Origin of the sequence: Bacillus sp. FSL K6-3149 (assembly GCF_038630515.1) — a bacterium.
In the GTDB taxonomy this organism is placed as follows: domain Bacteria; phylum Bacillota; class Bacilli; order Bacillales; family Bacillaceae; genus Bacillus; species Bacillus pumilus.
In genome coordinates this window covers 3177348-3200193 of sequence record NZ_CP152034.1, presented here as the reverse complement: position 1 = coordinate 3200193, position 22846 = coordinate 3177348, and the positions used below count along the sequence as shown (strand labels likewise).

33 protein-coding genes and 1 tRNA gene are annotated in these 22846 nt (G+C 40.2%); 25 read left to right on the top strand and 9 right to left on the bottom strand.

The annotated features are described in order from the left end of the window. Positions 1-26 precede the first annotated feature (26 nt). Both MHB83_RS16270 and MHB83_RS16265 read right to left on the bottom strand, forming a co-directional pair. Positions 27-527 carry an endolytic transglycosylase MltG gene (locus tag MHB83_RS16270; RefSeq protein ID WP_003217472.1) on the bottom strand — a complete coding sequence of 167 codons (501 nt, stop codon included), beginning with the start codon at positions 525-527 and terminating at the stop codon, positions 27-29. Further along, positions 524-871, bottom strand: coding sequence for a hypothetical protein (locus tag MHB83_RS16265; RefSeq protein WP_003217285.1), 348 nt, complete (start codon positions 869-871; stop codon positions 524-526). The genes MHB83_RS16270 and MHB83_RS16265 overlap by 4 nt, the downstream gene beginning before the upstream one ends. Before the next feature lie 421 nt (positions 872-1292). On the opposite strand from MHB83_RS16265, the gene rpmG reads away from it, so the two are divergent. The 11 genes from rpmG (at position 1293) to MHB83_RS16210 (ending at position 10869) form a co-directional block, all read left to right on the top strand. After that, positions 1293-1442, top strand: coding sequence for a 50S ribosomal protein L33 (rpmG, locus tag MHB83_RS16260; protein WP_012010579.1), 150 nt, complete (start codon positions 1293-1295; stop codon positions 1440-1442). A gap of 48 nt (positions 1443-1490) precedes the next feature. After that, the gene (locus MHB83_RS16255) at positions 1491-2051 is read left to right on the top strand and encodes a 5-formyltetrahydrofolate cyclo-ligase (protein WP_342496476.1); all 561 of its coding nucleotides are present in this window, start codon (positions 1491-1493) and stop codon (positions 2049-2051) included. A gap of 78 nt (positions 2052-2129) precedes the next feature. Then, on the top strand, positions 2130-2594 hold the full coding sequence (locus MHB83_RS16250; RefSeq protein WP_137054971.1) for a hypothetical protein: 465 nt from the start codon (positions 2130-2132) through the stop codon (positions 2592-2594). 89 nt (positions 2595-2683) lie between these two features. Then, positions 2684-2857, top strand: coding sequence for a hypothetical protein (locus tag MHB83_RS16245; RefSeq protein ID WP_017367602.1), 174 nt, complete (start codon positions 2684-2686; stop codon positions 2855-2857). A gap of 86 nt (positions 2858-2943) precedes the next feature. After that, entirely contained in the window at positions 2944-4482 is a 1539-nt protein-coding gene (locus MHB83_RS16240) for a rhomboid family intramembrane serine protease (RefSeq protein WP_226803665.1), read from the top strand. A gap of 70 nt (positions 4483-4552) precedes the next feature. After that, positions 4553-4756, top strand: a complete 204-nt coding sequence (locus MHB83_RS16235; RefSeq protein ID WP_008342322.1) for a YqgQ family protein — start codon at positions 4553-4555, stop codon at positions 4754-4756. A 13-nt stretch (positions 4757-4769) separates the two neighbouring features. Then, positions 4770-5723: an ROK family glucokinase gene (locus tag MHB83_RS16230; RefSeq protein ID WP_003217302.1), complete on the top strand. Its 954-nt coding sequence runs from the start codon at positions 4770-4772 to the stop codon at positions 5721-5723. 213 nt (positions 5724-5936) lie between these two features. Continuing rightward, positions 5937-7856: an LTA synthase family protein gene (locus MHB83_RS16225; RefSeq protein ID WP_310024555.1), complete on the top strand. Its 1920-nt coding sequence runs from the start codon at positions 5937-5939 to the stop codon at positions 7854-7856. 86 nt (positions 7857-7942) lie between these two features. Then, complete coding sequence (locus MHB83_RS16220; protein WP_253622430.1) at positions 7943-9067, top strand: M14 family metallocarboxypeptidase; 1125 nt, start codon at positions 7943-7945, stop codon at positions 9065-9067. 155 nt (positions 9068-9222) lie between these two features. Continuing rightward, complete coding sequence (locus tag MHB83_RS16215) at positions 9223-10476, top strand: MFS transporter (protein WP_003217413.1); 1254 nt, start codon at positions 9223-9225, stop codon at positions 10474-10476. Positions 10477-10554: 78 nt separating this feature from the next. Continuing rightward, positions 10555-10869 (top strand): MTH1187 family thiamine-binding protein, encoded by a 315-nt coding sequence (locus MHB83_RS16210; RefSeq protein ID WP_003217504.1) that lies wholly within the window; start codon positions 10555-10557, stop codon positions 10867-10869. Positions 10870-11093: 224 nt separating this feature from the next. On the opposite strand, the gene MHB83_RS16205 is transcribed toward MHB83_RS16210, so the two are convergent. After that, on the bottom strand, positions 11094-11267 hold the full coding sequence (locus MHB83_RS16205) for a DUF2759 domain-containing protein (protein ID WP_003217333.1): 174 nt from the start codon (positions 11265-11267) through the stop codon (positions 11094-11096). A 157-nt stretch (positions 11268-11424) separates the two neighbouring features. Between MHB83_RS16205 and MHB83_RS16200 the strand changes: the two genes are divergently transcribed. Continuing rightward, entirely contained in the window at positions 11425-12063 is a 639-nt protein-coding gene (locus MHB83_RS16200; RefSeq protein ID WP_003217463.1) for an MBL fold metallo-hydrolase, read from the top strand. Positions 12064-12307: 244 nt separating this feature from the next. Here MHB83_RS16200 and MHB83_RS16195 read toward each other — a convergent pair whose 3' ends face one another. Next, positions 12308-12550: a DUF2626 domain-containing protein gene (locus MHB83_RS16195; protein WP_003217440.1), complete on the bottom strand. Its 243-nt coding sequence runs from the start codon at positions 12548-12550 to the stop codon at positions 12308-12310. A gap of 212 nt (positions 12551-12762) precedes the next feature. Here MHB83_RS16195 and MHB83_RS16190 point away from each other — a divergent pair, with 212 nt between their 5' ends. Next, complete coding sequence (locus tag MHB83_RS16190; RefSeq protein WP_003217382.1) at positions 12763-13143, top strand: Spx/MgsR family RNA polymerase-binding regulatory protein; 381 nt, start codon at positions 12763-12765, stop codon at positions 13141-13143. 54 nt (positions 13144-13197) lie between these two features. On the opposite strand, the gene MHB83_RS16185 is transcribed toward MHB83_RS16190, so the two are convergent. Then, positions 13198-13268, bottom strand: a tRNA-Gln gene (locus MHB83_RS16185). Positions 13269-13366: 98 nt separating this feature from the next. Between MHB83_RS16185 and MHB83_RS16180 the strand changes: the two genes are divergently transcribed. The 9 genes from MHB83_RS16180 to MHB83_RS16140 all read left to right on the top strand — a co-directional run bounded on the left by MHB83_RS16180 (position 13367) and on the right by MHB83_RS16140 (position 18631). Next, positions 13367-14239: an STAS domain-containing protein gene (locus tag MHB83_RS16180; protein ID WP_003217438.1), complete on the top strand. Its 873-nt coding sequence runs from the start codon at positions 13367-13369 to the stop codon at positions 14237-14239. A gap of 177 nt (positions 14240-14416) precedes the next feature. Continuing rightward, positions 14417-15487, top strand: a complete 1071-nt coding sequence (gene comGA, locus MHB83_RS16175; RefSeq protein ID WP_342496475.1) for a competence type IV pilus ATPase ComGA — start codon at positions 14417-14419, stop codon at positions 15485-15487. Beyond that, the gene (gene comGB, locus MHB83_RS16170) at positions 15468-16508 is read left to right on the top strand and encodes a competence type IV pilus assembly protein ComGB (RefSeq protein WP_137054977.1); all 1041 of its coding nucleotides are present in this window, start codon (positions 15468-15470) and stop codon (positions 16506-16508) included. The genes comGA and comGB overlap by 20 nt, the downstream gene beginning before the upstream one ends. Before the next feature lie 16 nt (positions 16509-16524). Continuing rightward, complete coding sequence (gene comGC, locus MHB83_RS16165) at positions 16525-16818, top strand: competence type IV pilus major pilin ComGC (RefSeq protein ID WP_003217322.1); 294 nt, start codon at positions 16525-16527, stop codon at positions 16816-16818. Continuing rightward, a complete protein-coding gene (gene comGD / locus MHB83_RS16160) occupies positions 16811-17257 on the top strand; it encodes a competence type IV pilus minor pilin ComGD (RefSeq protein WP_003217424.1) in 447 nt (148 codons plus the stop codon). Before comGC ends, comGD begins: the two co-directional genes overlap by 8 nt. Further along, entirely contained in the window at positions 17241-17558 is a 318-nt protein-coding gene (gene comGE / locus MHB83_RS16155) for a competence type IV pilus minor pilin ComGE (RefSeq protein ID WP_003217390.1), read from the top strand. The genes comGD and comGE overlap by 17 nt, the downstream gene beginning before the upstream one ends. Continuing rightward, positions 17497-17997, top strand: a complete 501-nt coding sequence (comGF, locus tag MHB83_RS16150; RefSeq protein WP_137054978.1) for a competence type IV pilus minor pilin ComGF — start codon at positions 17497-17499, stop codon at positions 17995-17997. The genes comGE and comGF overlap by 62 nt, the downstream gene beginning before the upstream one ends. After that, positions 17994-18377, top strand: a complete 384-nt coding sequence (comGG, locus tag MHB83_RS16145) for a competence type IV pilus minor pilin ComGG (RefSeq protein ID WP_137054979.1) — start codon at positions 17994-17996, stop codon at positions 18375-18377. The genes comGF and comGG overlap by 4 nt, the downstream gene beginning before the upstream one ends. Positions 18378-18436: 59 nt before the next feature. Continuing rightward, on the top strand, positions 18437-18631 hold the full coding sequence (locus tag MHB83_RS16140; RefSeq protein ID WP_034620826.1) for a YqzE family protein: 195 nt from the start codon (positions 18437-18439) through the stop codon (positions 18629-18631). 33 nt (positions 18632-18664) lie between these two features. Here the strand turns inward: MHB83_RS16140 and MHB83_RS16135 are convergent, their stop codons facing one another. Continuing rightward, a complete protein-coding gene (locus MHB83_RS16135) occupies positions 18665-18943 on the bottom strand; it encodes a DUF3889 domain-containing protein (protein WP_003217457.1) in 279 nt (92 codons plus the stop codon). A gap of 299 nt (positions 18944-19242) precedes the next feature. Here MHB83_RS16135 and tapA point away from each other — a divergent pair, with 299 nt between their 5' ends. The 3 genes from tapA to MHB83_RS16120 are packed head-to-tail and all read left to right on the top strand — an operon-like array spanning position 19243 to position 21252. Beyond that, the gene (tapA, locus tag MHB83_RS16130; RefSeq protein ID WP_137054980.1) at positions 19243-19770 is read left to right on the top strand and encodes an amyloid fiber anchoring/assembly protein TapA; all 528 of its coding nucleotides are present in this window, start codon (positions 19243-19245) and stop codon (positions 19768-19770) included. A gap of 51 nt (positions 19771-19821) precedes the next feature. Further along, a complete protein-coding gene (locus tag MHB83_RS16125) occupies positions 19822-20394 on the top strand; it encodes a signal peptidase I (protein ID WP_342496474.1) in 573 nt (190 codons plus the stop codon). Between the two features lie 57 nt (positions 20395-20451). Next, positions 20452-21252, top strand: coding sequence for a TasA family protein (locus MHB83_RS16120; protein ID WP_003217403.1), 801 nt, complete (start codon positions 20452-20454; stop codon positions 21250-21252). Positions 21253-21319: 67 nt separating this feature from the next. Here the strand turns inward: MHB83_RS16120 and sinR are convergent, their stop codons facing one another. The 3 genes from sinR to MHB83_RS16105 form a co-directional block, all read right to left on the bottom strand. Beyond that, on the bottom strand, positions 21320-21655 hold the full coding sequence (sinR, locus tag MHB83_RS16115) for a transcriptional regulator SinR (protein ID WP_012010555.1): 336 nt from the start codon (positions 21653-21655) through the stop codon (positions 21320-21322). Positions 21656-21688: 33 nt separating this feature from the next. After that, a complete protein-coding gene (locus MHB83_RS16110; RefSeq protein ID WP_003217357.1) occupies positions 21689-21853 on the bottom strand; it encodes an anti-repressor SinI family protein in 165 nt (54 codons plus the stop codon). 182 nt (positions 21854-22035) lie between these two features. Beyond that, entirely contained in the window at positions 22036-22833 is a 798-nt protein-coding gene (locus MHB83_RS16105; RefSeq protein WP_342496473.1) for a YqhG family protein, read from the bottom strand. Positions 22834-22846 lie beyond the last annotated feature (13 nt).

The following is a 22846-nucleotide window of genomic DNA, read 5'->3' as shown; positions in this document are numbered from 1 at the left end:
TCAGTGCCGCCAGGGGGGGTTTGTTGTTATTTTGTTAAGGCTTTGACAATCTGTTTGAATGTCATTCCTGTTTTTAAATTGAACTTGCCTGCACGAATTTCTTTATGGTAGCCGGCGTCAATTACGTAATCATTAAAATCTTTAGACGAGTTGATGATGCCGTCCTTTTCAAGCATGTCTGAAACATCACTTGTACTCATACCGTTTTTAATCACAAATTTGATCGATTTGCCTTTAGGCTTGTCCTCTTTTTGTTGATCACTTTTAGAATCTCCGTCTTCATTTGCCTTCAGCGCTTTTTCCTTATAGTCAAGAAGCTGCTGGTACGTTTCACGGCTGACAGTGACTTCTTTTTTGGAGTCTAAATAGTTTTTCACGTCAGTGTCTGTTACTTTCTGTGCGAGGGTTTCTTTTGTTGTTGTATCAGCTGCTGCCTCGTCTTTCCCAGTGAGGAAAAAGACAATCGCAAGAACCCCAGTTGCAAGAATCATACCTGCTGCAAACGTTTGGATGCTTTTTTTCGTCATACAAGCACCCTCTCGTTGTCTTTAATGATCATGTTGACATCTTCTACAGATACATGCTCAGCGCGCGCAATGGCCTCAGGAGACATGCCATTTTGGTGCTTTGAAATGATCTGTCTTGCGATGGATGGATCAATTTCTGAATGCTTGCGGACGACGATGTTTGTTTCAAGTAATTCTTCTTCAAGCACTTTCATTTTCTTTTTCAGTTTATAGATTTCTTGCATTGCAGATAGTTGAAGTGTTTCAAGTTCCTGCTCGACTTCTTTAATCGGTTCTCTTTGAAAATATGAGAATGCGATCAGTACAATACTGACAACAAGCAATCCGATAATTGCAATTTCCATGTTTCATCACCTTTTATTCATATTTTAATGCTGAAAGCCATAAAAGGCTTCCAAGATTGTTTCAGACAGTTTTCGACCCTTCTTTTTTATACCATAAAAAAGCTAGTTTCAAAAGGAATTGCTGAAGAAAATCACCTTTTTTTCATCTTTTTTCTTTTTATATGTAAAACGGGTATGAAAACCTTGCCTCGCTGTCAAAATAAATGAAAGCGGCGGGGAGAAGAGGGTCTCTCATGTATACAGTACGACAAAGGATCAGGTTTTATAGGGGAGCAGACGATTTTTCATGACATAAGCATGCGATATGTAAGTGGATGCACTCAAATTGAAATTGGTGAAAAAACATTCTAGCATTCCTAAGCTAGAAGTGGTATTATAGTTAGGTCTGAATGTGAATTGATTTTAGTTTGGAGGGAAAAATATGCGCGTAAATATTACTCTAGCTTGCACTGAATGCGGTGAGCGTAACTATATTACTAAAAAGAATAAGCGAAACAATCCAGATCGCGTTGAATTCAAAAAGTATTGCTCACGTGATAAAAAACAAACTGTACATCGTGAAACAAAGTAAGCAGCAGGGAATTTTCCTGCTGTTTTTTTATGATGGGAGATGATCTGTATGAAAAAGGAGCTTCGCCTTCAAACATTAGCCAAGCTTGATCAGATAAGCCCTGAAGAATTTGAGCGCAGCACGGCTTTACTTCATGAGCACTTATTGCAGCTGCCAGCATGGAAACAGGCGAAAAAGATCGCTTTGACGATGTCTAGAGGAAAAGAGATACCGACAATGCCTCTAATTGAAAAAGCGTGGGAAGAAGGAAAAACAGTATGTATCCCTACCTGTTTTCCGAAAACAAAAGAGATGATGTTTTATGAATATACACCCGAAACAAAGATGACATCCAGCTACTTTGGGCTATTGGAACCAGACCCTCAAGTATCAACAGCTGTACATAAAGAAACCATTGATTTAATCATTGTGCCTGGGGTATGCTTCGATCAAAAAGGCTACCGGATTGGATTTGGGGGCGGCTATTATGACCGCTACTTAGCTGACTATCACGGGGGAACCATTGCACTTTGTCTGTCTTTACAGCAAATCAGGGATGTGCCGACTGAAGCGCACGACATACCGGTGTCTATGATTGTCAGTGAAAAAGGCACGTTATATCAAAAGTAAAAGTCCGCTGATTGTCCAAAGAACGGGCTTTTTGTTGTTTCATAAGGTCATGGCATTTTAGCTGATAGGAGGTCCGTTTTGAAAAAATTTCGTGGAAAGAAAAGATACTTCCGCAATATGTGGGAGGAAGTGAATACTTGTGACCTAAAACTTGATCAGGATTCATGGTTTTATTTTTGGCATACGCACCTTGATTTTTTTGGGGTCGGGGAAAATAGCTTAAAAATAAGAAGAGAGCATATCAAAGCCCATATCGCTTTATATCATAGGCTGTTAAAACAGCTTGAAGGCTTTGAAAAGCCATACCAAACATGGATTTGTATTCACGAACATGACCCTGGTTTAGACGCTGTATATGTTCATACACCAAATCCATACGACAGTTACTTCCCTCACAAGATGGAAGAGGTAGAGCCGAATTGTAAGCTGCCTCATACGTTCAAGGATTTAATCGATCTTCATCAATTTGACGTTTCTTATGATCAATCCGAGTGTGAAGAGGTCTATTATATTCAATCAAAAGAACAAGGGATTAGAGTGTGAAAGCATATCGCATGGTAAGCGATAAAAATGATGGTTCATGCATAAACACATCCTATTTAAGCCACGATACGAACATAGGAGGGAATATGATGAATAAAATGATTTGGAGCATTGTGTTCACATTGTTTGCATTCGTTCTCGTGCAAAATCGTTACCGGCTGATGAATTTGATCTTAGGTCAAAATCAAGTGCGTCACTTTTTTATTAAGTGGCTGATGAAAATCCCATATTTTCGGACGAAATTTATTCGCCAAGCATTCTAATCCCGCAGACGCCGGGATTTTTTTGTTCAGAAATGCGGATCAGAACGATTCTTGTTATAATAATGTAAAAAATGGAGCGCGAATGAATGAATGTCATAGATAGTTTATTTTGGCGAGTTGTTGATGAATTAAGACAAAAAGGGTACGAGATGATTCAAAGTCCGTTTCCAGAAGATGAAATATTTTTTGAAGCACCACGAAACTCAGGGTATGATCTCATCCGTCTATATAGAAAAGATGTGAATTTTAAACAGGAGATCGTTCGAGATATCGAAGAACAGACGTATCGGATGGATCAGCTGAGAGAGGCCATGCGTAAACGTTCTCTGCATCTCTTACAGCTCCAATTTACAGCTGACGACCCTGTAGATGATTGGGAGGACCTAAACGGTCAACCGCAAAAAAAGCAAAAGGTGACGGTTACACCTGTATTACTGAATGCAGACACTCTTCAACACGACGTAAATGAGCTGCAAAAATGGCTCAATACATCGCTGACAGTGGATGTAGAAGAGGCAAAAAGAGACACAGCTGAAGATGTCATTCAGCTTAAAGTGAGCGTACTTCAAGCATTTGATGATCAGGAAAAGCAGCGTGAACGAGAACGGGCCGTTTTTCAAAATGGCAGACCGATTTTCACCTACCTGTTCATCGCTGTTCAAGTGGTGATGTTTCTTTTACTTGAACTATTTGGAGGAAGTACCAATACGGCAACTTTGACAGCGTTTGGTGCTAAAAATAATGGGCTGATCTTAGATGGAGAATGGTGGCGTCTGATTACACCGATGTTTTTGCATATTGGCTTGACACACTTACTCTTTAATACATTTGCTCTTTGGTCTGTCGGAGCGGCTGTTGAGAAAATTTATGGCTCATGGAGATTTTTGCTCATCTATTTCATTTCCGGCATTTTTGGTTCCATAGCGAGCTTTGTCTTTAATACGGCCATCGCAGCCGGTGCATCAGGCGCGATCTTTGGATGCTTAGGTGCACTATTATATTTGGCAATTTCTAACCGCAAGCTCTTCTTCCGGACGATGGGGACAAATATTATTGTGATCATCCTCATCAATTTAGGGATCGGCTTTACCGTATCAGGTATTGATAACGCAGGGCACCTTGGCGGTCTGGTTGGCGGTTTTTTAGCGGCTTTAGCTGTCCGGCTTCCTAAACAAGTGAAGCCTGTCAAAATGTTTCTTGCTAGTATTGTTCTACTGTTGATTGGTGGTTTTGGATTGTATACAGGGTTTCATTCAGACGATCAAAAGGAAGCGGCAGCAGTAAGTGAGGCAGCAAGTTTATTTGATGACAAGAACTATAACGAAGCAAGTAAACGTCTAGAGGAATATGTACATCAAAAGGATGCATCAGCTGAGGCTCTACATATATATGCACTATCGGAAGCCCAGCTCGGACACCTTGACAAAGCGATTGGATTTTTACAAAAGTCGCTTAAAAAAAATCCAGATGATCCAAATAAACTGTATCATTTATCGTTGTTGTACGTAGAAAAAGGAGAGACAGCGAAAGCAGAGGATCTAATAGAAAAAGGGTTAGACCAAGATCCAAAAAATGATCAATTTTTAAAGCTGAAACAATATATTGAAAACACGCAAACACATTGAATGACTTGACTGAAAGCGCATTTATGAATACGCTTATTCTATCTGTTGATGAGAAGAAATGGTGGAAACAATGAAAACGTTATATGATGTACAGCAGCTGCTCATGAGATTTGGAAATTATGTGTATTTCGGAGATCGTGAAGTGGAATTAGAATTTATGGCAGATGAACTGAAGGAAATGTATACATCGGGCATTATTGACCGGACAGAATGGTCAAACGCAATGACGATTCTTCAAATGGAACTAGCCAAATTAAATCGAAAAACAATGTGAAGGTGGAGGGCATATGATCGGGGATTGGTTTGTAGGAGTTGATCTTGGCGGTACGACAATTAAGCTTGCGTTCATTAATCTATATGGTGAAATTCAGCATAAGTGGGAGATTCCTACGGATAAATCAGGGCAGACGATCACAGTCGATATTGCCAAATCAATTGACCACAAACTAGTCGAAATCAGTATGCCCAAATCAGCGCTGATTGGGATTGGAATGGGTGCACCTGGGCCTGTAGATAAAGTATCTGGGATTGTCTATAAAACAACGAATCTCGGCTGGACAAACTATCCACTCAAAGATCACCTAGAGGCAGAGACCGGACTTCCATCTGTCATCGAAAATGATGCGAATATTGCTGCACTCGGTGAAATGTGGAAGGGTGCAGGCGATGGCGCAAAAAACATCCTGATGGTCACACTTGGCACAGGTGTTGGCGGCGGCATTATTGTAAATGGTGAAGTTGTTCAAGGTGAGACAGGGGCTGGCGGAGAAATTGGCCATATTTGTGCCGTTCCATTCCAAGGAGCACCTTGTAATTGCGGGAGAACAGGCTGTATTGAAACCATTGCATCTGCGACTGGCATCGTCCGGCTTGCAAAGGATAAATTAGTAACAGAGCAGCATACATCTTCACTTGGCACGCTCACTTCACTGACTGCAAAGGAAGTGTTTAAGGCCGCTGAAAGTGGAGATGATCTTGCCATGCGTGTCGTAGAAGAAGTGACGACTCATCTTGGGCTTGTGTTAGCGAATCTTGCCAGTGCGTTAAACCCAACAAAAATCGTGATTGGCGGCGGTGTTTCAAAAGCAGGTGAGCTCCTTCGCAGTAAAGTAGAGCGCGTTGTTAAGCATCACGCATTTCCGCCTTGCGCTGATGATGTCGAAGTCGTGATTGCCTCTCTCGGAAACGATGCAGGAGTCATCGGCGGTGCATGGATGGCAAAAAACAAATGGTTGTCTTAAACAAAAAAGTCATCATGATGTCATTTTTATTAAAAAAAGCGATAGATGGGCATGAAATGAAATGTTTAGCATATTCATAAGTTTGTCATGAGGAAAAAGACATTGATTTTCCAGCACATACAGGATAAGATATAGTTTAGTTATTTTTGAAGAAGCACCAATAATTAGGGTGTATCCCTAGCTTGAGTGCTCGCTTAGCATAAGGAGGTTACAATGCGAAAGAAAAGATTAAAGGCGATTTCATTTTTACTGATTGCGACATTGCTCATGTGGGTCAAAACCTATGTTATCTATAAATCTAGCTTCAATATTAAAATAGAAAATTTCATGCAGGAGTTCATCCTGTTTATTAATCCGCTTAGCTTTATCTTGTTTATCTTCGGAATCGGTTTATTTATGAAAGAAAAAAATCGCAATCGATATATCATCGTGACGAGCTTTATTCTGACATTTATTTTGTTAGCTAACATTGTGTTTTACCGATTCTATAGTGACTTTTTAACCATCCCCGTCCTATTTCAAACAAACAATATGGGTGACCTCGGGTCAAGTATTACCTCTTTAATTGAACCAGTCGATTTTCTAATGTTCGTTGATATTATCATTTTAATGTGGCTCTATAAAAAGCAGCCTTCCTTTAGAACGGATGTCACCATTTCACGAAAAGAACGAGCAGCCTATTATTTATTTGTGGCAGCGACTTTCTTCTTTAACCTTGGTTTGGCTGAAACAGAGAGACCAGAACTGCTCACTCGCTCATTTGACCGTGAGATGCTGGTAAAAAATATCAGCTTATATAATTTCCATATTTATGATGGAGTGCTGCAATCGAAGCAGTCTGCTCAACGAGCCCTTGCTGACAGCAATAGCTTAACAGAAATTGAAAACTATATAAGTGCAAATCAAACCGACCGTAATGAAAAGACGTTTGGTCAAGCAAAAGGACGAAATGTCATTCTTGTCTCACTTGAATCTACACAAAGTTTCGTGATCAATGAAAAACTAAACGGGAAAGAAATCACCCCGTTTTTAAACAAATTAATCAAGAAAAGCTACAACTTTACTAATTTCTATCATCAAACAGGTCAAGGGAAAACATCTGACTCAGAGTTTATTGTTGATAACTCTCTCTATCCACTTGGAAGAGGGGCTGTGTTCTTCACAAATCCAAGCAATGAGTTTACAGCCACACCTGAGCTGTTAAAGGATGAGGGGTACCATTCTTCTGTCATTCATGCGAATAACAAAAGTTTCTGGAACCGTGACCTGATCTACGATAGCTTTGGCTACGATAAGTTTTTTGATATTAAATCATTTGATGTAAATGAAGAAAATTCAGTTGGCTGGGGGCTGAAAGATGGTCCATTCTTCGAACAGTCAGCGGAATTGATGAAATCGATCCCGCAGCCTTTCTATACGAGATTGATTACATTAACGAATCACTTTCCGTTTGATCTAGATGAAGAAGATAAGCTCATTGATGAATATGATTCTAAGAGCAAAACGCTAAACAAATATTTCCCTACAGTGCGTTATCAAGATGAAGCACTTAAGCTTTTCTTTAAGAAGATGAAGGAAGCTGGGTTATACGATAACTCCATTTTTGTTTTGTATGGGGATCATTACGGAATTTCTGAAAACCATAACGAAGCCATGGGGCAATTTTTAAATAAAGAGATTACGCCATTTGAAGAAGTACAGCTTCAAAAAGTCCCGTTTGTTGTACACATTCCAGGGATCACAGACCAACATCCAAAAGAAATTGATACGGTAGGTGGTCAGGTCGATCTCCGCCCAACTGTACTCAATCTATTAGGAATTGATACAAGTAAACAAATTCAATTTGGCCATGATCTTTTATCGAAAGATACGAATGATTTTACCGTGCTTCGTGATGGCAGTTTTATTACGAAGGACAGTGTTTTCACAGATGGTGTTTGCTACAATAAAAAAACGGGTGAGCCAAGAGATGATGAGACTGTGTGTCAGTCTTATGAAGAGAAAGCAAAGCAAGAGCTCCAATTCTCTGATCAAATCATCTATGGGGATCTCCTTAGATTTTATGACCGGAATAGCCCGGACCATTCTCCATCCAAAAAAGAAGATGAAACTCAGCTAAAAAAGGCGTCCTAACATACGAGAAAACCTCTGTTATTTTTACATGCAGAGGTTTTCTTTTTTGGTCTGCCGGCTCATATAGTATGAGAGGAGGGATGTAAATGAAGACAACGTCGTTTGGGAAAATTGAATGGCACCTAGATGGAGAGGAGAAGGATCATGTAGCAAAGCAGTTAGGGATAGGGAATGCAGCTTTCCATTTATCCAATCAAATCAGCAATGAGTACCTCCTTTTACCGGGATACCGACTTCCGGAAGGCATCCATTCATTTTCTTCCATAGGTGAGCTGCAGAAATTTATTGCGCCTTACAGGCTGCAGCAATCCGATGATTGGATCAATGGAACCTTTGAATATGATAGTGCTCAATTAGAAGAAGAGCTGAGCTACTTGAAAGCCGCATTTCCTTTTCTTCAAATGAGCATCATAGGTCATTCAGTGCTTGATACACCTATTTATGAAATCCGAACAGAGCCTGTTCAGCATTTACATTCTATTCATTTGAATGCCTCTTTTCATGCAAATGAATGGATCACGACGTCTGTTTTAATAAAATGGCTGAAATCGCTGTGTTTGGCTGCATCTGACCCGGTGCAAGCAAGGCATCATGAAGCCGTTCATATTCTGCGAACCACAGCTCTCTCTATCGTACCATTGGTGAATCCAGATGGTGTGGACCTCGTACGAAATGGACCAGAGTCACTTGGTCTGAGCAGTGAAGAATTCACACCGCTACATGATGGATATGCTGACTATCAGGAGTGGAAAGCAAATATACGAGGGGTGGATTTGAACAATCAATTTCCTGCTTATTGGGAGATCGAATACTACCGTCATGAGACTAAGGCTCCGTCCAATCGAGGTTTTCCTGGGTATCAGCCGCTAACAGAACCAGAAGCGAAAGCGATGGCAAATCTAGCGTTACGAAAACGCTTTGACAGGCTTGTTGCTCTCCATACACAAGGAGAAGAGATATACTGGGGGTTTCTTGGTCATGAACCAGCCATCTCAAAAGAAACGGTCAAACGATTCGAACAAGTAAGCGGCTATAAACCGATTCAATATCTTGACAGCTATGCAGGCTATCGCGATTGGTTTATTTATCAATGTCACAATGAGGGGTATACAGTCGAGCTTGGCCTAGGAAAAAATCCTCTTTCCATGAATCAATTTGACACGATCTATGAGAAAACAAAGCGGTTGTTATGGGAAGCATGTAAGTGTTAAAAAGCACCTGTCAGGTGCTTTTTACATTTGAACATGAAGCAATTTCTTATTGTCAATAAAAATAATGTTAGGGCAATTGACGAAGGCTGAATTGTGAGCTATTGTGAAAGGTATGGATGTAAAAAAAAGGATATGTTTTAGGGAGATGTCGATCATTGAGTGCTCAAAGCCTGTGGAAAAGGAATTTCACTTACTTATTTATGTCTAAAATGTGCAAAATAACAGCTGATAGTTTATCTTTCAACACCATCTTGTGGCTTTTAGTACTAGGCGGAAAAGGGGCAATTGGAACAGCCTTTTTTATTGCGGTCAGCTTTGTTCCGCAAGCCATTGTTGGGCCACTAATTACCCCAATGATGAAGCCGCATCAATTGAAATTTTGGATGTGTTTTGCTGATTTAACAAGAGGAGCGATAATTCTTGTGATTGTGGTCAGTTACTTTTATGGTTTCACGCCATTAGCACTTGTTATTGGGTGTATGCTGCTTCATTCGGCAACTGGTGGCTCCTACGAACCGGCGTCTGTATCAATTATTCCAAAGCTTGTCCATGAGGACCTCATACAAAAAGCGAATGCAACTATTCAATCAGCAAGTCATGTAGTCAGGCTTGTGACGGTCACAGTTTGTGGTGTCATGATTGCGTTTGTAGGGGTAGGATATACAATGCTTGTGATTATTCCTCTTTATCTCTTGTCCGCTTTACTTGTATTAATCATTACATATGAAACAGAAATCATCATTGATAAAGCCAAAAAAGGGGTATCATACGGCAAAAGATTGATTCGGGGATTTTCACTTGTGAGAAGGCATCATATTTTGTTCCCATTGGCGATTTTTTGTGTCTGCTCAAACTTTGCTGCCGCACCATGGGAAGCATTGTCTGTTATTTATTTAACAGAGGATTTACATAGTGGACCCGTGATCTATTCATTTATTAAAGTCACAACGGCACTAGGTGCATTCTTGATGGGGTTTGTTTTGACAAAGGTAAAAGTGAACCGGTATGGGCTGCTGTTTATAGGTGCCGGGATTGTTGATGGAATCTCGTTTTTCATCACAGGTATGAACGCATTTTTACCACTTGTGTTTATATCAGCTTTTGCATTAGGTGCCGCCATCAGTGCAGTCAACGTGCCTGAACATACAATGATTCAATTGTCAGTAAAAGCAGAGGATCAGCCGCAAGTGTATGCAATTATCAATATGATCTCCTTCTTCATGATCCCGTTAGGCGCTCTCATTGGCGGCTATATGGCGACATTATTTGGTTCCGGATATGTCATTGCGGCTGGAGGCATCATTGAAGCTGTATCAGGGATATGCCTGCTGCTATTCACAAAAATTGGGAAGGTAGAGAGGGCGGATTTGACGATAGAACGGGACAAACCTTCTTTAAATGCAACGTGAGCATGGCATGATGGATTGCGAATAGGTTACAATGAGGACGAGAAAACATGAGGATTTGAGTGGAAAGGGGCAATAAACATGGCCATAGCAGATGTCACTATCATTCCAATAGGTACGGAAACACCAAGTGTCAGTGCTTATGTAGCAGATGTACAAAGAATTTTAGAAGGCTTTCAAAAAGAAGGGAAAATTAATTATCAACTAACACCAATGAATACATTAATTGAAGGTGAATTATCCGTTTTATTTGAAGTCATTCAGCACATTCATGAAGCACCTTTTGAAAAGGGACTGCACCGCGTAGCGACCAATATCCGCATTGATGACAGGCGGGATCAAACCACAACGCTTACAAGTAAAATAGAAAGCGTGAATAAGCACTTGAATCAATAAAAAAAGCCTGCTAAATGCAGGCTTTCAGCGTGTAGACAAACCCTCGCATTCGGTGTCAGTCCTGCGTGCCGGTGCTCACGAATATCAAATTCGCTCCGCTCCGGTACTCGTCCTTCCTAGGGCTGCAAAGGTTTTCTATCACGCTGAAAAAAAGACAAAGGGCTAAAATAAAGATCATTTTAGCCCTTTGTCAACAATCCGAAAGCCTGCTAAATGCAGGCTTTTTAATGTGCAGTTGGATAACCGCTATAGATGATGGTCATGACAGTAAACCAGCCAAAAACCAAAAATGTCGCGCCAGCAAAAGCGATGGCAAGTACGTTCACTTTTTTAAGTGAGCGATAGATCCCGAGTGCAGCTAAAATCGTGACTAGACCAAAAATAATGACGAGCATCATGTGAAAGTCCCCCTTTGTCATCAATCCCCTTGATTTCCTTTCTTTTCATTTTAACCGTTTTCATAAAGCTTGTCGAGTAGATTCCAGTTGACGATTGTTTGAATTTTTATTGTGTAGCCTTCATAATAAAAAAGAATGAATAAAGTAGGTGATGAAAATGAATTGGAGAAGAATGCCACTAGGCTATGTACAAGCGAATGCGTATATTTGGAAAAATGAGCACGGAGAATGTTTAATCTTTGATCCAGGCGGTGAAGCACAAAAGCTAATTTCCTATGTAAAAGAAAAACAGCTCACACCGCTTGCGGTCTTACTGACACATGCTCATTTTGATCATATCGGTGCCGCAGATGAAGTGCGCGCAGAGTGGGGAGTGCCACTCTATGTACACGAGAATGAAAAAGAATGGCTCACGAACGCTGAATTAAACGGTTCAGCTCGATTGATTGGAAATGGAATTACGGTCAAAGAAGCTGAAAAATTAATTACGTCAGAAGGAACTCTTCAAATTGGATCGTTTACATTAGAGATGTTCCACACTCCTGGGCATTCACCAGGCAGTGTGTCTTACTATTCGGCGGAAGAAGGATTTGTGATTTCTGGTGACACGCTATTTGAAGGCGGCATCGGGAGAACAGATTTAGTAGGGGGCAGTCAAGAAGTGCTGCTTCAATCAATTCATAACAAATTATTGTCTTTACCAGAATCAACTCTTGTTTTAAGTGGACATGGCGGAGAAACCACTGTACTTACGGAGCAGGAACAAAATCCATTTATCAATGGCTTTTCTCTTTAAACGTATGAAAAAAAGCATCTCTTTTTATAGAGATGCTCAGCGTGTAGACAAACCCTCGCATTCGTTGTCAGGTCTGCGCTCCGGTGCTCACGAATGTCAAATTCGCTCCGCTCCGATGCTCGTCCTTCCTAGACTTCAAAGGTTTTCTATCACGCTGAAAAGAAGACAAAGGGCTAAAATAAAATCATTTTAGCCCTTTGTCAACAATCTGAGCATCTCTTTTTATAGCGATGCTTTTTTTCAATTAATGTCCGGTACCGGGAACCATGATGAAAATCGAATAATATGTAAATCCGGCAAAGAAAATCGTCAAGTACGCTCCGAAAATGTAAATATACATTCTTTCGGATAAATTCAAGTAGGATAAAAATACAAAAAGAACGGTTTGACCGAAGAACAGCAACGATGCATCTTTCATATGCCCTAAATAGAACATGACAGCAAAAATACCCGTCCAAAAGCCAAGCACGCGGAACATGCGATTCATTTCTTTCCCTCCCCTTAAAAAAACCCCTTTGATTCATATTATAGCTGATCACCACTTGTTATGTAAACATTTACATTTTTGACAACGTGTGAACATTTATTTTACGAGGAGAAAAATTTTTTTGAAAAAGTGATCAAAACGTGTTTATGCTGAAATACATGAGGGTACTTACTCCATAAGAGAAAAGGTTAACGACCTAAGGAGGAAGACTAATGAGTGACATTACTTTTTATTCATACCCGAGCTGCACGTCTTGCCGCAAAACAAAACATTGGTTAAAGGCGAATCAAATTGATTTTAAAGAGCGTCACCTTTTCAGAGAAACGCCAACACTAGAAGAATTAAAAAAGATCCTTTCCTTAACAACAGAAGGAATGGATGAAATTTTAGCCACACGAAGTCAGGCTTTTAAAAGCTTAAATTTAAATATTAATGATTTAAAAGTAAACGAGGTTCTTCAGCTTCTTATTGAAAAACCAAAACTGCTCCGAAGACCAATTATCATTGATGGAAATAAATTAGTAGTAGGCTATAATCCAGGCGAACTCATGAAATTATCAAAAAAGAAAGCGATACATCAATCAGTTTCCTAATAAAAACGAAGATCAGCTGAAACATGCTTCAGCCGTCTTCGTTTTTGTGCTGAACTGGGCTAGCTGGGTTCGAACCAACGATCACGGAGTCAAAGTCCATTGCCTTACCACTTGGCTATAGCCCAATATCAAACGTGTAATGATATTCTTCACCATCTGCGGTCATTTATACATAAAAGTTGTATGTCACGAGTTTTAAGTGAAAAAGGAGCGGAAGAAGTAAATGAAAAATGAAAAATCTAAGCAATTATATGAATTTATCCTAAAAGAAGCCCCCGTCATGACCGAAGAATGGCTGAAAACAAGAACAGAAGAAGGCTCATTATATTCCAAACATGCTTCAGAGGAAACGGAAATGAAGTTGAAGGAACAGAACACAGCGTTTATTCAAACCATTGCAGCAACGCTTGTGACGCTGTCAGACAAAGTAGAAAATCATTTGAAAAAGTGGTCTGTTGATATCGCACGTGATCGAGCCGTTCACGAAGTGCCTTTATATGAAATCATTGGACAATTTAAGATATTTCGTCAGATTTTCTGTTCGAGAATCGAGAAATTCATACTAGAAACTGAGCTTGAAGTGACGCTCCAAGATGTATGCGGGTGGAATCAGCATTTTCATTCAACGTTTGATGATATGATCGAGCGTTTATCAGAGGAATACGACCGCGTGACACTGAGTCAGCTCAATGCACAAAGAGAGATGATTCAGGAACTGAGTGCTCCTGTTATTCCAGTTTCAAAGGAAATCGGAATTTTGCCGCTCATCGGGGAGATTGATACGTACCGGGCCAAAATTATTTTGGAATCCGTGCTAGAACAGGCTTCAAGATTGCGTCTAACGCATTTGTTTATTGATATATCAGGCGTACCGATCGTTGATACGATGGTTGCTTATCAGCTGTTTAAAGTGGTGGATAGTGCGAAGCTTCTAGGCATTGAGACGATTATTTCAGGCATCCGCCCAGAAATTGCTCAAACCGTTGTGAAACTCGGCATTGATTTCTCAAAAGTAAATACAGAACACAGCCTTGCAAAAGCCTTGGAAAAAAGAGGATTTCGTATTTTTGAAGAACAGCCGCAAGAAGCCACATGACTAAAAAACCTGCACTTGTAAAAGTCAGGTTTTTTTATATGCACTTTTTTTAAAAACCACGTTTTCCATCGCAAGCTGATGATTTTTTCGATTGATTAGGCATTAAAATGATAAATTGCTCTTTTGTCATACTGGTTCCTCTGACTTACAATATGGTCAGAGAAGGGAGTGGACCATTTGTATGGGATTGAATACTTGGGACAAGAGCTGCTAGAAGAAGCATGCCGCATGAGAGCATCTGATGTGCACATTGTTCCAAAGGAAAAGAAAGCGTCGGTATCTTTCCGCGTAGACTCAGATTTAATTCAGCAGCGAACCATTGATAAAAAAAGCGGCGAGCGGCTCATTGCTCATTTTAAATTTTTATCATCCATGGATATCGGAGAAAAACGGAGACCGCAAAATGGGTCATTAGCTGTGATGCTAAGAAGGGGTCAGATGTTTATTCGGATGTCTACCCTACCAACTGTAAATGATGAGAGCTTAGTGATTAGAATATTGCCGCAGGATCATGTTCCAAAAATAAAACATCTGTCACTATTTCCGAAAGCATCCACCAGGTTATTATCATTTTTGAATCATTCGCATGGGCTCATTTTATTTACCGGTCCAACCAATTCAGGGAAAACAACAACCCTTTATTCATTGATCCAGTTTGCAAAAAAGAATTTCAACAGAAATATTATTACACTTGAAGATCCTGTGGAAACGAGAAATGAAGAAGTGCTGCAGGTTCAAGTAAATGAAAAAGCCGGTATCACATATGCGGCAGGATTACGCGCTATTTTAAGACATGATCCAGATATGATTGTGCTAGGAGAAATAAGAGATGCTGAAACGGCTCGAACGGCAATTAGAGCAGCACTGACAGGCCATTTAGTGATGAGTACACTCCATGCGAAAAATGCAAAAGGAGCCCTTTATCGTATGCTTGAATTTGGTGTCACGATGAATGAACTCGAACAAACGATGGTGGCGATTGCTGCGCAGCGATTAATCGAGCTCACCTGTCCTTTTTGCGGAGAAACATGCCAGCTTTACTGTAAATTAAATCGACCGGTCAGACGAACAAATGTATTTGAACTGCTGTTCGGAAAGGAGCTTGGTGAGTGTATCAAGGAGGCTAAAGGAGAATATGCTCACTCGTCATATGAAACATTGCAAAGATTAATTCGTAAAGGAGTGGCACTAGGCTATTTATCGAAAAACACCTATCATCGCTGGGTTTATGAAGAAGCAAGCCTCTAAAGCATGGTCTAAAAAGGATCAAGCGGAATGTCTATCAAAACTTGCTCAATTGATTCAGGCTGGATATACATTGATTGAGGCATTAACGATGTTGAATATCCAGTTGTCGAACAAGCAGCAGCAACAATTAGCACCGGGCATTCAGTGGCTGCTCGAAGGGGAGCCTTTTTATGTGGTGCTAGAAAGACTCCATTTTCAGCGGGAAGTCATCGCTATTTTAAGTTTCTCCGAAAAGCATGGAAGTCTAGCAAAAGCACTTGAACAAAGCGCACGGTTTTTAGAGAAAAAAATTAAACAGGTAGACACGTTTAAACGCATATTACGTTACCCAATTTTCCTCATCTTTACGGTTTTGATCGTGCTCATACTCGTTCAGCAAATGATCATTCCTCAATTTTCTCTCTTGTACTCCTCGATGGATACCCGAATGTCATGGCTGATTCAAGGTATGTTTGGAATTTTTCAATTGCTTTATGTATCTCTCCTCCTCATCGGCTGTGTGTGTATTTGTCTGACTGGATACTATGCCTTCTTTTTTAGGAAAAAATCTACCCTTGAGAAGCTGAGGGTGATCAGCAGGTTTCCTTTTTTATATAAAGGAATGCGGCTGATGCATACGTACCTTTTCTCTCTACAGTTAAGCGGACTGCTTCAGGCTGGATTATCGATGTACGAGAGCTTGCTAGCTTTTAAGCAGCAAAGCTACTTACCCTTTCTTCAAGAAATATCAGAACAGATGATTAAAGAGTTAAGAAAAGGAGAGAGAATGGCACATCAAGTGAGCCTGTCTCCTTTTTTTGAAAAACGTTTTGCAGCCGTCATCGAGCATGGTGAAGCGAGCGGGATGCTTGCAAGAGAAATGTACACGTACAGTCAATTTCTATTAGAGAATGCAGAGCTGAAAATTGAAAAATGGATGTCGTGGCTGCAGCCGGTTATCTATGGACTGACGGCAATTCTTATACTCATTGTGTATTTATCTATTCTTTTACCAATGTATCAACTGATGGAGCAAGTGTAAGGAGGAGGGCAAAGACATGAATGATAAAGGATTTACTCTGTTAGAAATGTTAATTGTCATGCTTGTGATTTCGATTCTTTTACTTATTACCATTCCGAATATTACTCGTCACCACCAAACGATTCAAGCAAAGGGCTGTGAAGGGCTTAAATCAATGGTGAGCACTCAGGTGATGGCATATGAATTAGAGCACGATGGCAAGACACCATCTTTAGCTGAATTAGAAAAAGAAGGCTATGTTAAAAAGGGATTAACGTGTCCTAATGGAAAAGCGATTGTCATTCAAAACGGCCATGTGAAGCATGAATAAATTAATTTTTCATGAAAAGGGTTTTACCCTCATAGAACAGCTAATGATCTTACTGGTTCTATCGATTCTATTGTCGATCATAGGAGTAAAAATCCCAAATTTAATAGAAGACGCTGAAGCCAAAAAACAAGTGAACATCATGAAACAAGATTTTCAATTGGCTGCTAATACTGCATTTGTCAAAAAAACACGTGTATATGTTGAATTCCATCCGCCACATGTATCGTATCAAGTAATCGATCAAAAGGATGGCGAAGTCATTGCTTCTTTTCAGCAACAAAAGGGAAGCATTCAGGCTTCTACATTTCCACAAGGTATCTATTTTAATGTAAACGGACATCCAAGCAGCGGCGGGTCTCTCATCATTCAATTTGGCAGTCAAACGTATAAGCTCACGATCTATTTAGGAAGCGGGCGAATCCATGTTCAAAAGCAATAGAGGGTTTAGTACGATAGAAGCGCTGTTTGCTTGTCATATCTTCCTATTTGCAGCCCTTGTGCTTATGCCGGCCTATGAAAAAATCATAATAGGGAAAAATGAAGTAAGAGCCAAACTTGAGGCTTATCAAATTTTGCATGAACAGATGAATGAATCGTTCATAGAGGGTACAAAATCTTCTGTCAAAAAGAAGCGAGGCGACATCACATATGTATTCAATTGGAGTAAAGAGAAGGGATGTGTATCATACAACATACAAAAAAAGCAGACCATATGCTTTCATCAGGTTGCTGAACGGTGAACAAGGTTTTACCTTTGTCCAGGCTTTATGGCAATTGCAGCTATTTTTGTTCCTTTCTTTTGGCTGTGTACTGATCTTTTCTACAGCTGAGAAAGCCCGTCCTTTTGAAGAGATTAACCGATTTTCGCAAATGGAGTGGAAACAGACTGTTCTGCAATTAGATGAGGAATTAAGCCGAGCAACGGCTGTTCGATCGGTGCAAGGAGGTAAAGCGTTAGAGTATGTATCTGATCAAGGGCGAGTCGTAACGATTGAGCCATATCAAGAGATGCTTCGGAAGCGAATGGATCAAGCAGGCCATCTCCCTTTATTGCAAAAGGTGAAAGAATTTCGCGTGAGAACAAATCAGCATAGAGCTATCCTTAAAGTCACAGATGAGTCTGGTAAGGTGTATGAAGCTGTTTTTTTCATATATAAAGGGATGGTTCCTACATCGTGAAAAGGGAAGGAGGATTTATCTATCCGTATGTACTGGCTGCAATTCTATTTTTTCTCTTGATCCTAGGGGCGATGACGATAGGGTTTCAAAAAGAGCTGAGAAGTACAGAGCTGACGATTTCGTTTTATAAAAAACAGCAGCTTTTCAGGGTGGGTGCGAGTGAAGCTGCCCGTACATTCCATCGTTTGTGTGAAAAGCAGCAAACTCATATTCACACTGAAGAAGGCCGCGTGACATTAAAGAAGATAACATGCGATCAAAAGAAAAAGCGTATCCACATTTTAGTCAGGGTGAAAACAAAAGATGGTTTATCAGATGAACGGGAACTCGTGCTGAATTGGAAGACCCGTGAAATCATGAAATGGGCAAACCGTGAATAGCCAGTGTATAAAATGATCCTCTTCCTGGTAACACTTGAAGAAAGAAGAGGTGAATGTGCTTGAAAACCAATGACTATGTAAAATATATGACACAGGAAATCATTAAATATATGAATACACCACGTGACGAACGGAAAGAACATAAACAAGAGAGAATGGAAACGAAACCGCCATTTTCACAGCGTTTATTTGGGGTTCTGCCGTTTGGGTTTTCAATGATGCTAAAAAAACGTAAGCGACATCGACAAAAGTAAAAAGCCGCCAGTAGGCGGTTTTTTTATGCCCCTTTAGCTGTATTCTTCCACAACAATCACTTTATTGACCTTGTTTGAGTAAGGGTTATAAGAAATAGTGACAAATACCCCAAATTCTTTGGTGTGGTCTTTTAACGTAATATGATACTGTTTCACAGATTCCTTCTCACGATGACGGTCCCATACTTTTTGTTTGAATAAGACTTGCGTTAGCGGATATCGTTTCTTTGCTTCTTTGACTGCCCGCGTTTCCCATTGATCTGCGGCGGCAGTGAAACCTCTCGCATCCGCAGGATTGGCGTCTTGTATCATAGGACCCAACAGTAAACTGAGCATGATTATCATCTTTCCATATTTCACTTCACATCACCTCACCTGCTATTATTCTGACCAAATGCTGCACTTTTATGTAAATTTTTAAGAAGTACAAATGTCACACAAAAAAATATTGAATACGGCGAAAGAATGAGAAAATGGAAGAATTTTCTCGTAATCATTCTTGTTTAAGAACAAAATGGACTAATTTGACGTTTTGGGTTTTATAGGTATTTCCTTATACTGTATGTAATCGTTCTTATTAAAGAACAATCGTTCAAGGAGTTGGAGAATGAATGAAACAGTCGTTCTTTGTACTTTTTTGTGCCATTTGTTTGATTTTCACGTCACTCTTGATCTCAACAACGAACGCTTCTTTTAACGATATTGAGCACTCAAATTTTGTCATGAAAACATGCGAAAATTTTGAACAGACGGACCAGCATTGTCAGCCTTCCAAATGGGATAGAAGTCATTTGGAGCTCATTGATCAAACGATGATCAAAGGAACAGTCTGCGCGCCTCAAAGCTTGAGCATGACACTAAAAAATAGTGGACAACCTATTGCACACTCTGAATGGAAATGGGAATTACATAAAGTGAAAAGTGAGCAAAAGCCGTTACAAGATGGTCATATTCTTGAAAAAGGCTCTATACAGTCCCTTCTTTCTCAACAAACAACGACTGTCACGACAGATAAAGCAAAAACGAATGGAATCTATGTGTTTAAAATCTATTACCCTAAAGGTTTTGAAGGATCTGGAGAAGCATTTATATGGTCTAAACATATGCAGCTCGCAAAGTGTCAAGAAAAGGCATCCTAAATGGAGCTGTCTTCTAAATGAAACAATGATAGGCGAAGGGGAGAAGAGGTCATGAAAAAATGGATGAAGATGTCTGGAAGTATTCTTTATGTGGTGGTGTTCACGGTGATGATTGCATGTATTATTGTCGTATTGTCATCAAGAACTACAGGGGAAGATCCTCAAATTTTCGGTTATCAATTCAAGCAAGTATTATCTGGCTCAATGGAACCAGAATTTTCGACTGGCTCACTCATTGTCGTAAAAGAAGTGACTTCACCGGAGGCACTTAAAAAAGGGGATATTATCACATTTCAAACGAAGCAGGACCAGTCTTATGTGACCCACCGAATTGTTGGGGTGAAAGGAAAGGGAGTAAATAAAGCCTTTGAGACGAAAGGTGACCACAATATGTATCAGGACGGCACGCTAGTAAAAGCGGATCAGGTGGCTGCGCAGTATACGGGTGTGACCATTCCATATGCAGGAAAGCTTCTTTCGTATGCAGGGACTTCGGCTGGAACCGCGTTGCTGCTCATTATACCAGGTGTGATGCTGCTCGTTTATTCGACTCTTCATTTTGTAGGCGCTGCAAAACATCGAAGACACACGGCCGATTTACAGATGTCAGAGGAACAAGCTTAAATTTTCGTTTGTAACCTAATTAGGTTTCAATAAAACAATTTATTAGGGGGTTCATTCATGGCAAAGAAAAGATCAATTCGTTTAGGTGTATTATCAGGGGCTTTAGGCCTGGCATTAATTGGTGGGGGGACATGGGCGGCGTTTAACGATGTAGAAACGGCAAATGCGGTCTACTCGACAGGAGAGCTGGATTTATCTGCAAAAGAGAACTCCGGCGCCATCAACCTTTCAAACTTAAAACCTGGTGATCGCATCAAGAAAGAATTTAATTTTGAAAATAAAGGATCTCTTGCGATCAATCAAGTGCTGATGAGTCTTGATTACAGCCAGTTTCAAGATGGAGCTTCCTCGAAAAATGGCGGTAAGAATACAGCTGAAGAATTTCTCAGTCAGTTTCAGGTGAGTGTTCTGACGGTTGGAGCCGAAGGTGGAAATGGTTATCCGAAAAATATTATCTTAGACGCTGCAAACCTGCTTGACTTGCATGAACTAACGGCAAAACAGGATCAGACTGCATTTGAAAAGCTTCGTCATGCCGTCGATGAGAAGTTTTTACATGAAAGTGGGAAGATTAATGTAGCAACTGTTGATGGAACAGTGGCTCCAGAGTATGACGGCATACCAAAGAACCCGTTTGATTACGATAAAATGGAAATGATCATTGAATTTGTCAATGACCAGACGAAGGATAAAGCTGGTCACTATATCCAAAATAAATACCAAGGCGATGCGATTCAAATTGATCTTTCCTTCGAAGCGACTCAGTGGAATGGTTTAACGATCAATCCCAAAAAGCATACGGATGAAAAAGGCTACGTGAAAGAAAACGAAAAAGCACACAGCGAAGATAAAAAATAAAGTCAGTCTTTAGACTGATATCAAGTTCTGCATAGCAATTGGAGGAGTATGCGCTAAAATGTGCGCTTTACTCCTCTTCTTGCTTTTTTCTCCAGATTTGATAATCTAAAAATTCACGAAATTGCTTTTTCGAAACCCCTGATGTCATTGCATCTCGAACTAGTTTTTCCCATTCACTATCTAATTGACCATCGTATTCGGTTTCATCTTTTTCGTGTAACAGTGTATGAACCGAGACGTCCAGAACAGCGGAGACTTTTTCAAGAAATTGAATGGAGGGGTTTGTTTGCAAGTTTCTTTCTATTGAGCTTAAATAAGACTTCGCTACCCCAGCCTTTTCGGCCAGTTCTGATAGTGAGTAGCCTTTTTCATTGCGGTATTGTTTAATACGCTGGCCAATCAATGTCATCACCTTCCTTTCGATATTATAGCACATTCAGAAAGGTTTGATAGAATGACTTCTTACCAGAGGGTGAGACTCAGAGGACTTTTCACTTGATTTGAGGAATTGACGGACTTCTTCTACTGTTAGCCCTGCTTTACGAGCTTCAAGTAATAATTGAACCCATTCACTGTCTAATATGTTCGTTTTCTTTTCCATACAAATACCCTCCTAAAATACTGAATCATGTATTTCAGGCACTTAACGCATGAAATGGAAAGACACAGGTGGTAAGACCTCATAGTTTGCTTGCGTCATTTTTCCGCCCAATACAAACAGACAAACGTTGCTTTTGGCTGATCGAAAATTGTACGTCACATGAAAGGGAGGGGACCTATAGGTCAACCTCCTCTTTTTTGCTGTAAGTAAAAAAGTCCGCCATTTTCAATCGTTAGACTGATTTTTGGTTCGTATAAAGTTTTGAGTGCTTGTCTTTCTATTTCATATTCTACAGACGTGTCTGAAGTCCCTTCATAAAATTGGTTTAAAAGTTCAGTGTCTTCTTTCCATTTTTGAACAGCTCTTACCGCCCAATCATCTGGTTCCTCATGGGCGTAATGCTCCATTAAACTGTAGAGCCGTTTGACGCCGCTTTCTGGCTTGATCATTGTACTCATCGTAAAGCAGTAATCGGGAATTTGAGATGACAGCTCACGGGTTTCCAGCTTTTCTTGAAATTGTTCAACGACTTCTCCGCGTATTAGATGAAGTCCTAGTGATAAAAGCTTATCCTTCTTTCGATCTGCCAGATAAGAAATTTTCACATTGAGACCAAGCCAGGGCTCGAGTGCGATCTGGTTGGCCATGAGCGGGGTGACTCGTTCATAGAGACGGATAAATCGGCCCTGCTGCTTGACGGCTTCAAAAATCTGAAATAAACGAGGGGAGCCGAAGTGGATAAATTCACCCTCAATGGTATCATCCACTTTTTTTTGATCGGTGATGAGGGTCAATTGCCGCGGCTCCGGAACACCACCAGTTTTTTCAAGCCAGTGCCAATAAAAAGGGCGGTTCATAATCAATTTATCCATATCGATGGTTAGTTGTACGGTCATATGTCCAGCACTTTCTTCTAGTATGTGGCATTGATTTGCCTGAAAGAAACGGAGAAGAAAGGTATGTATGTCACGCTGCTTCATTGATCAACTCTCC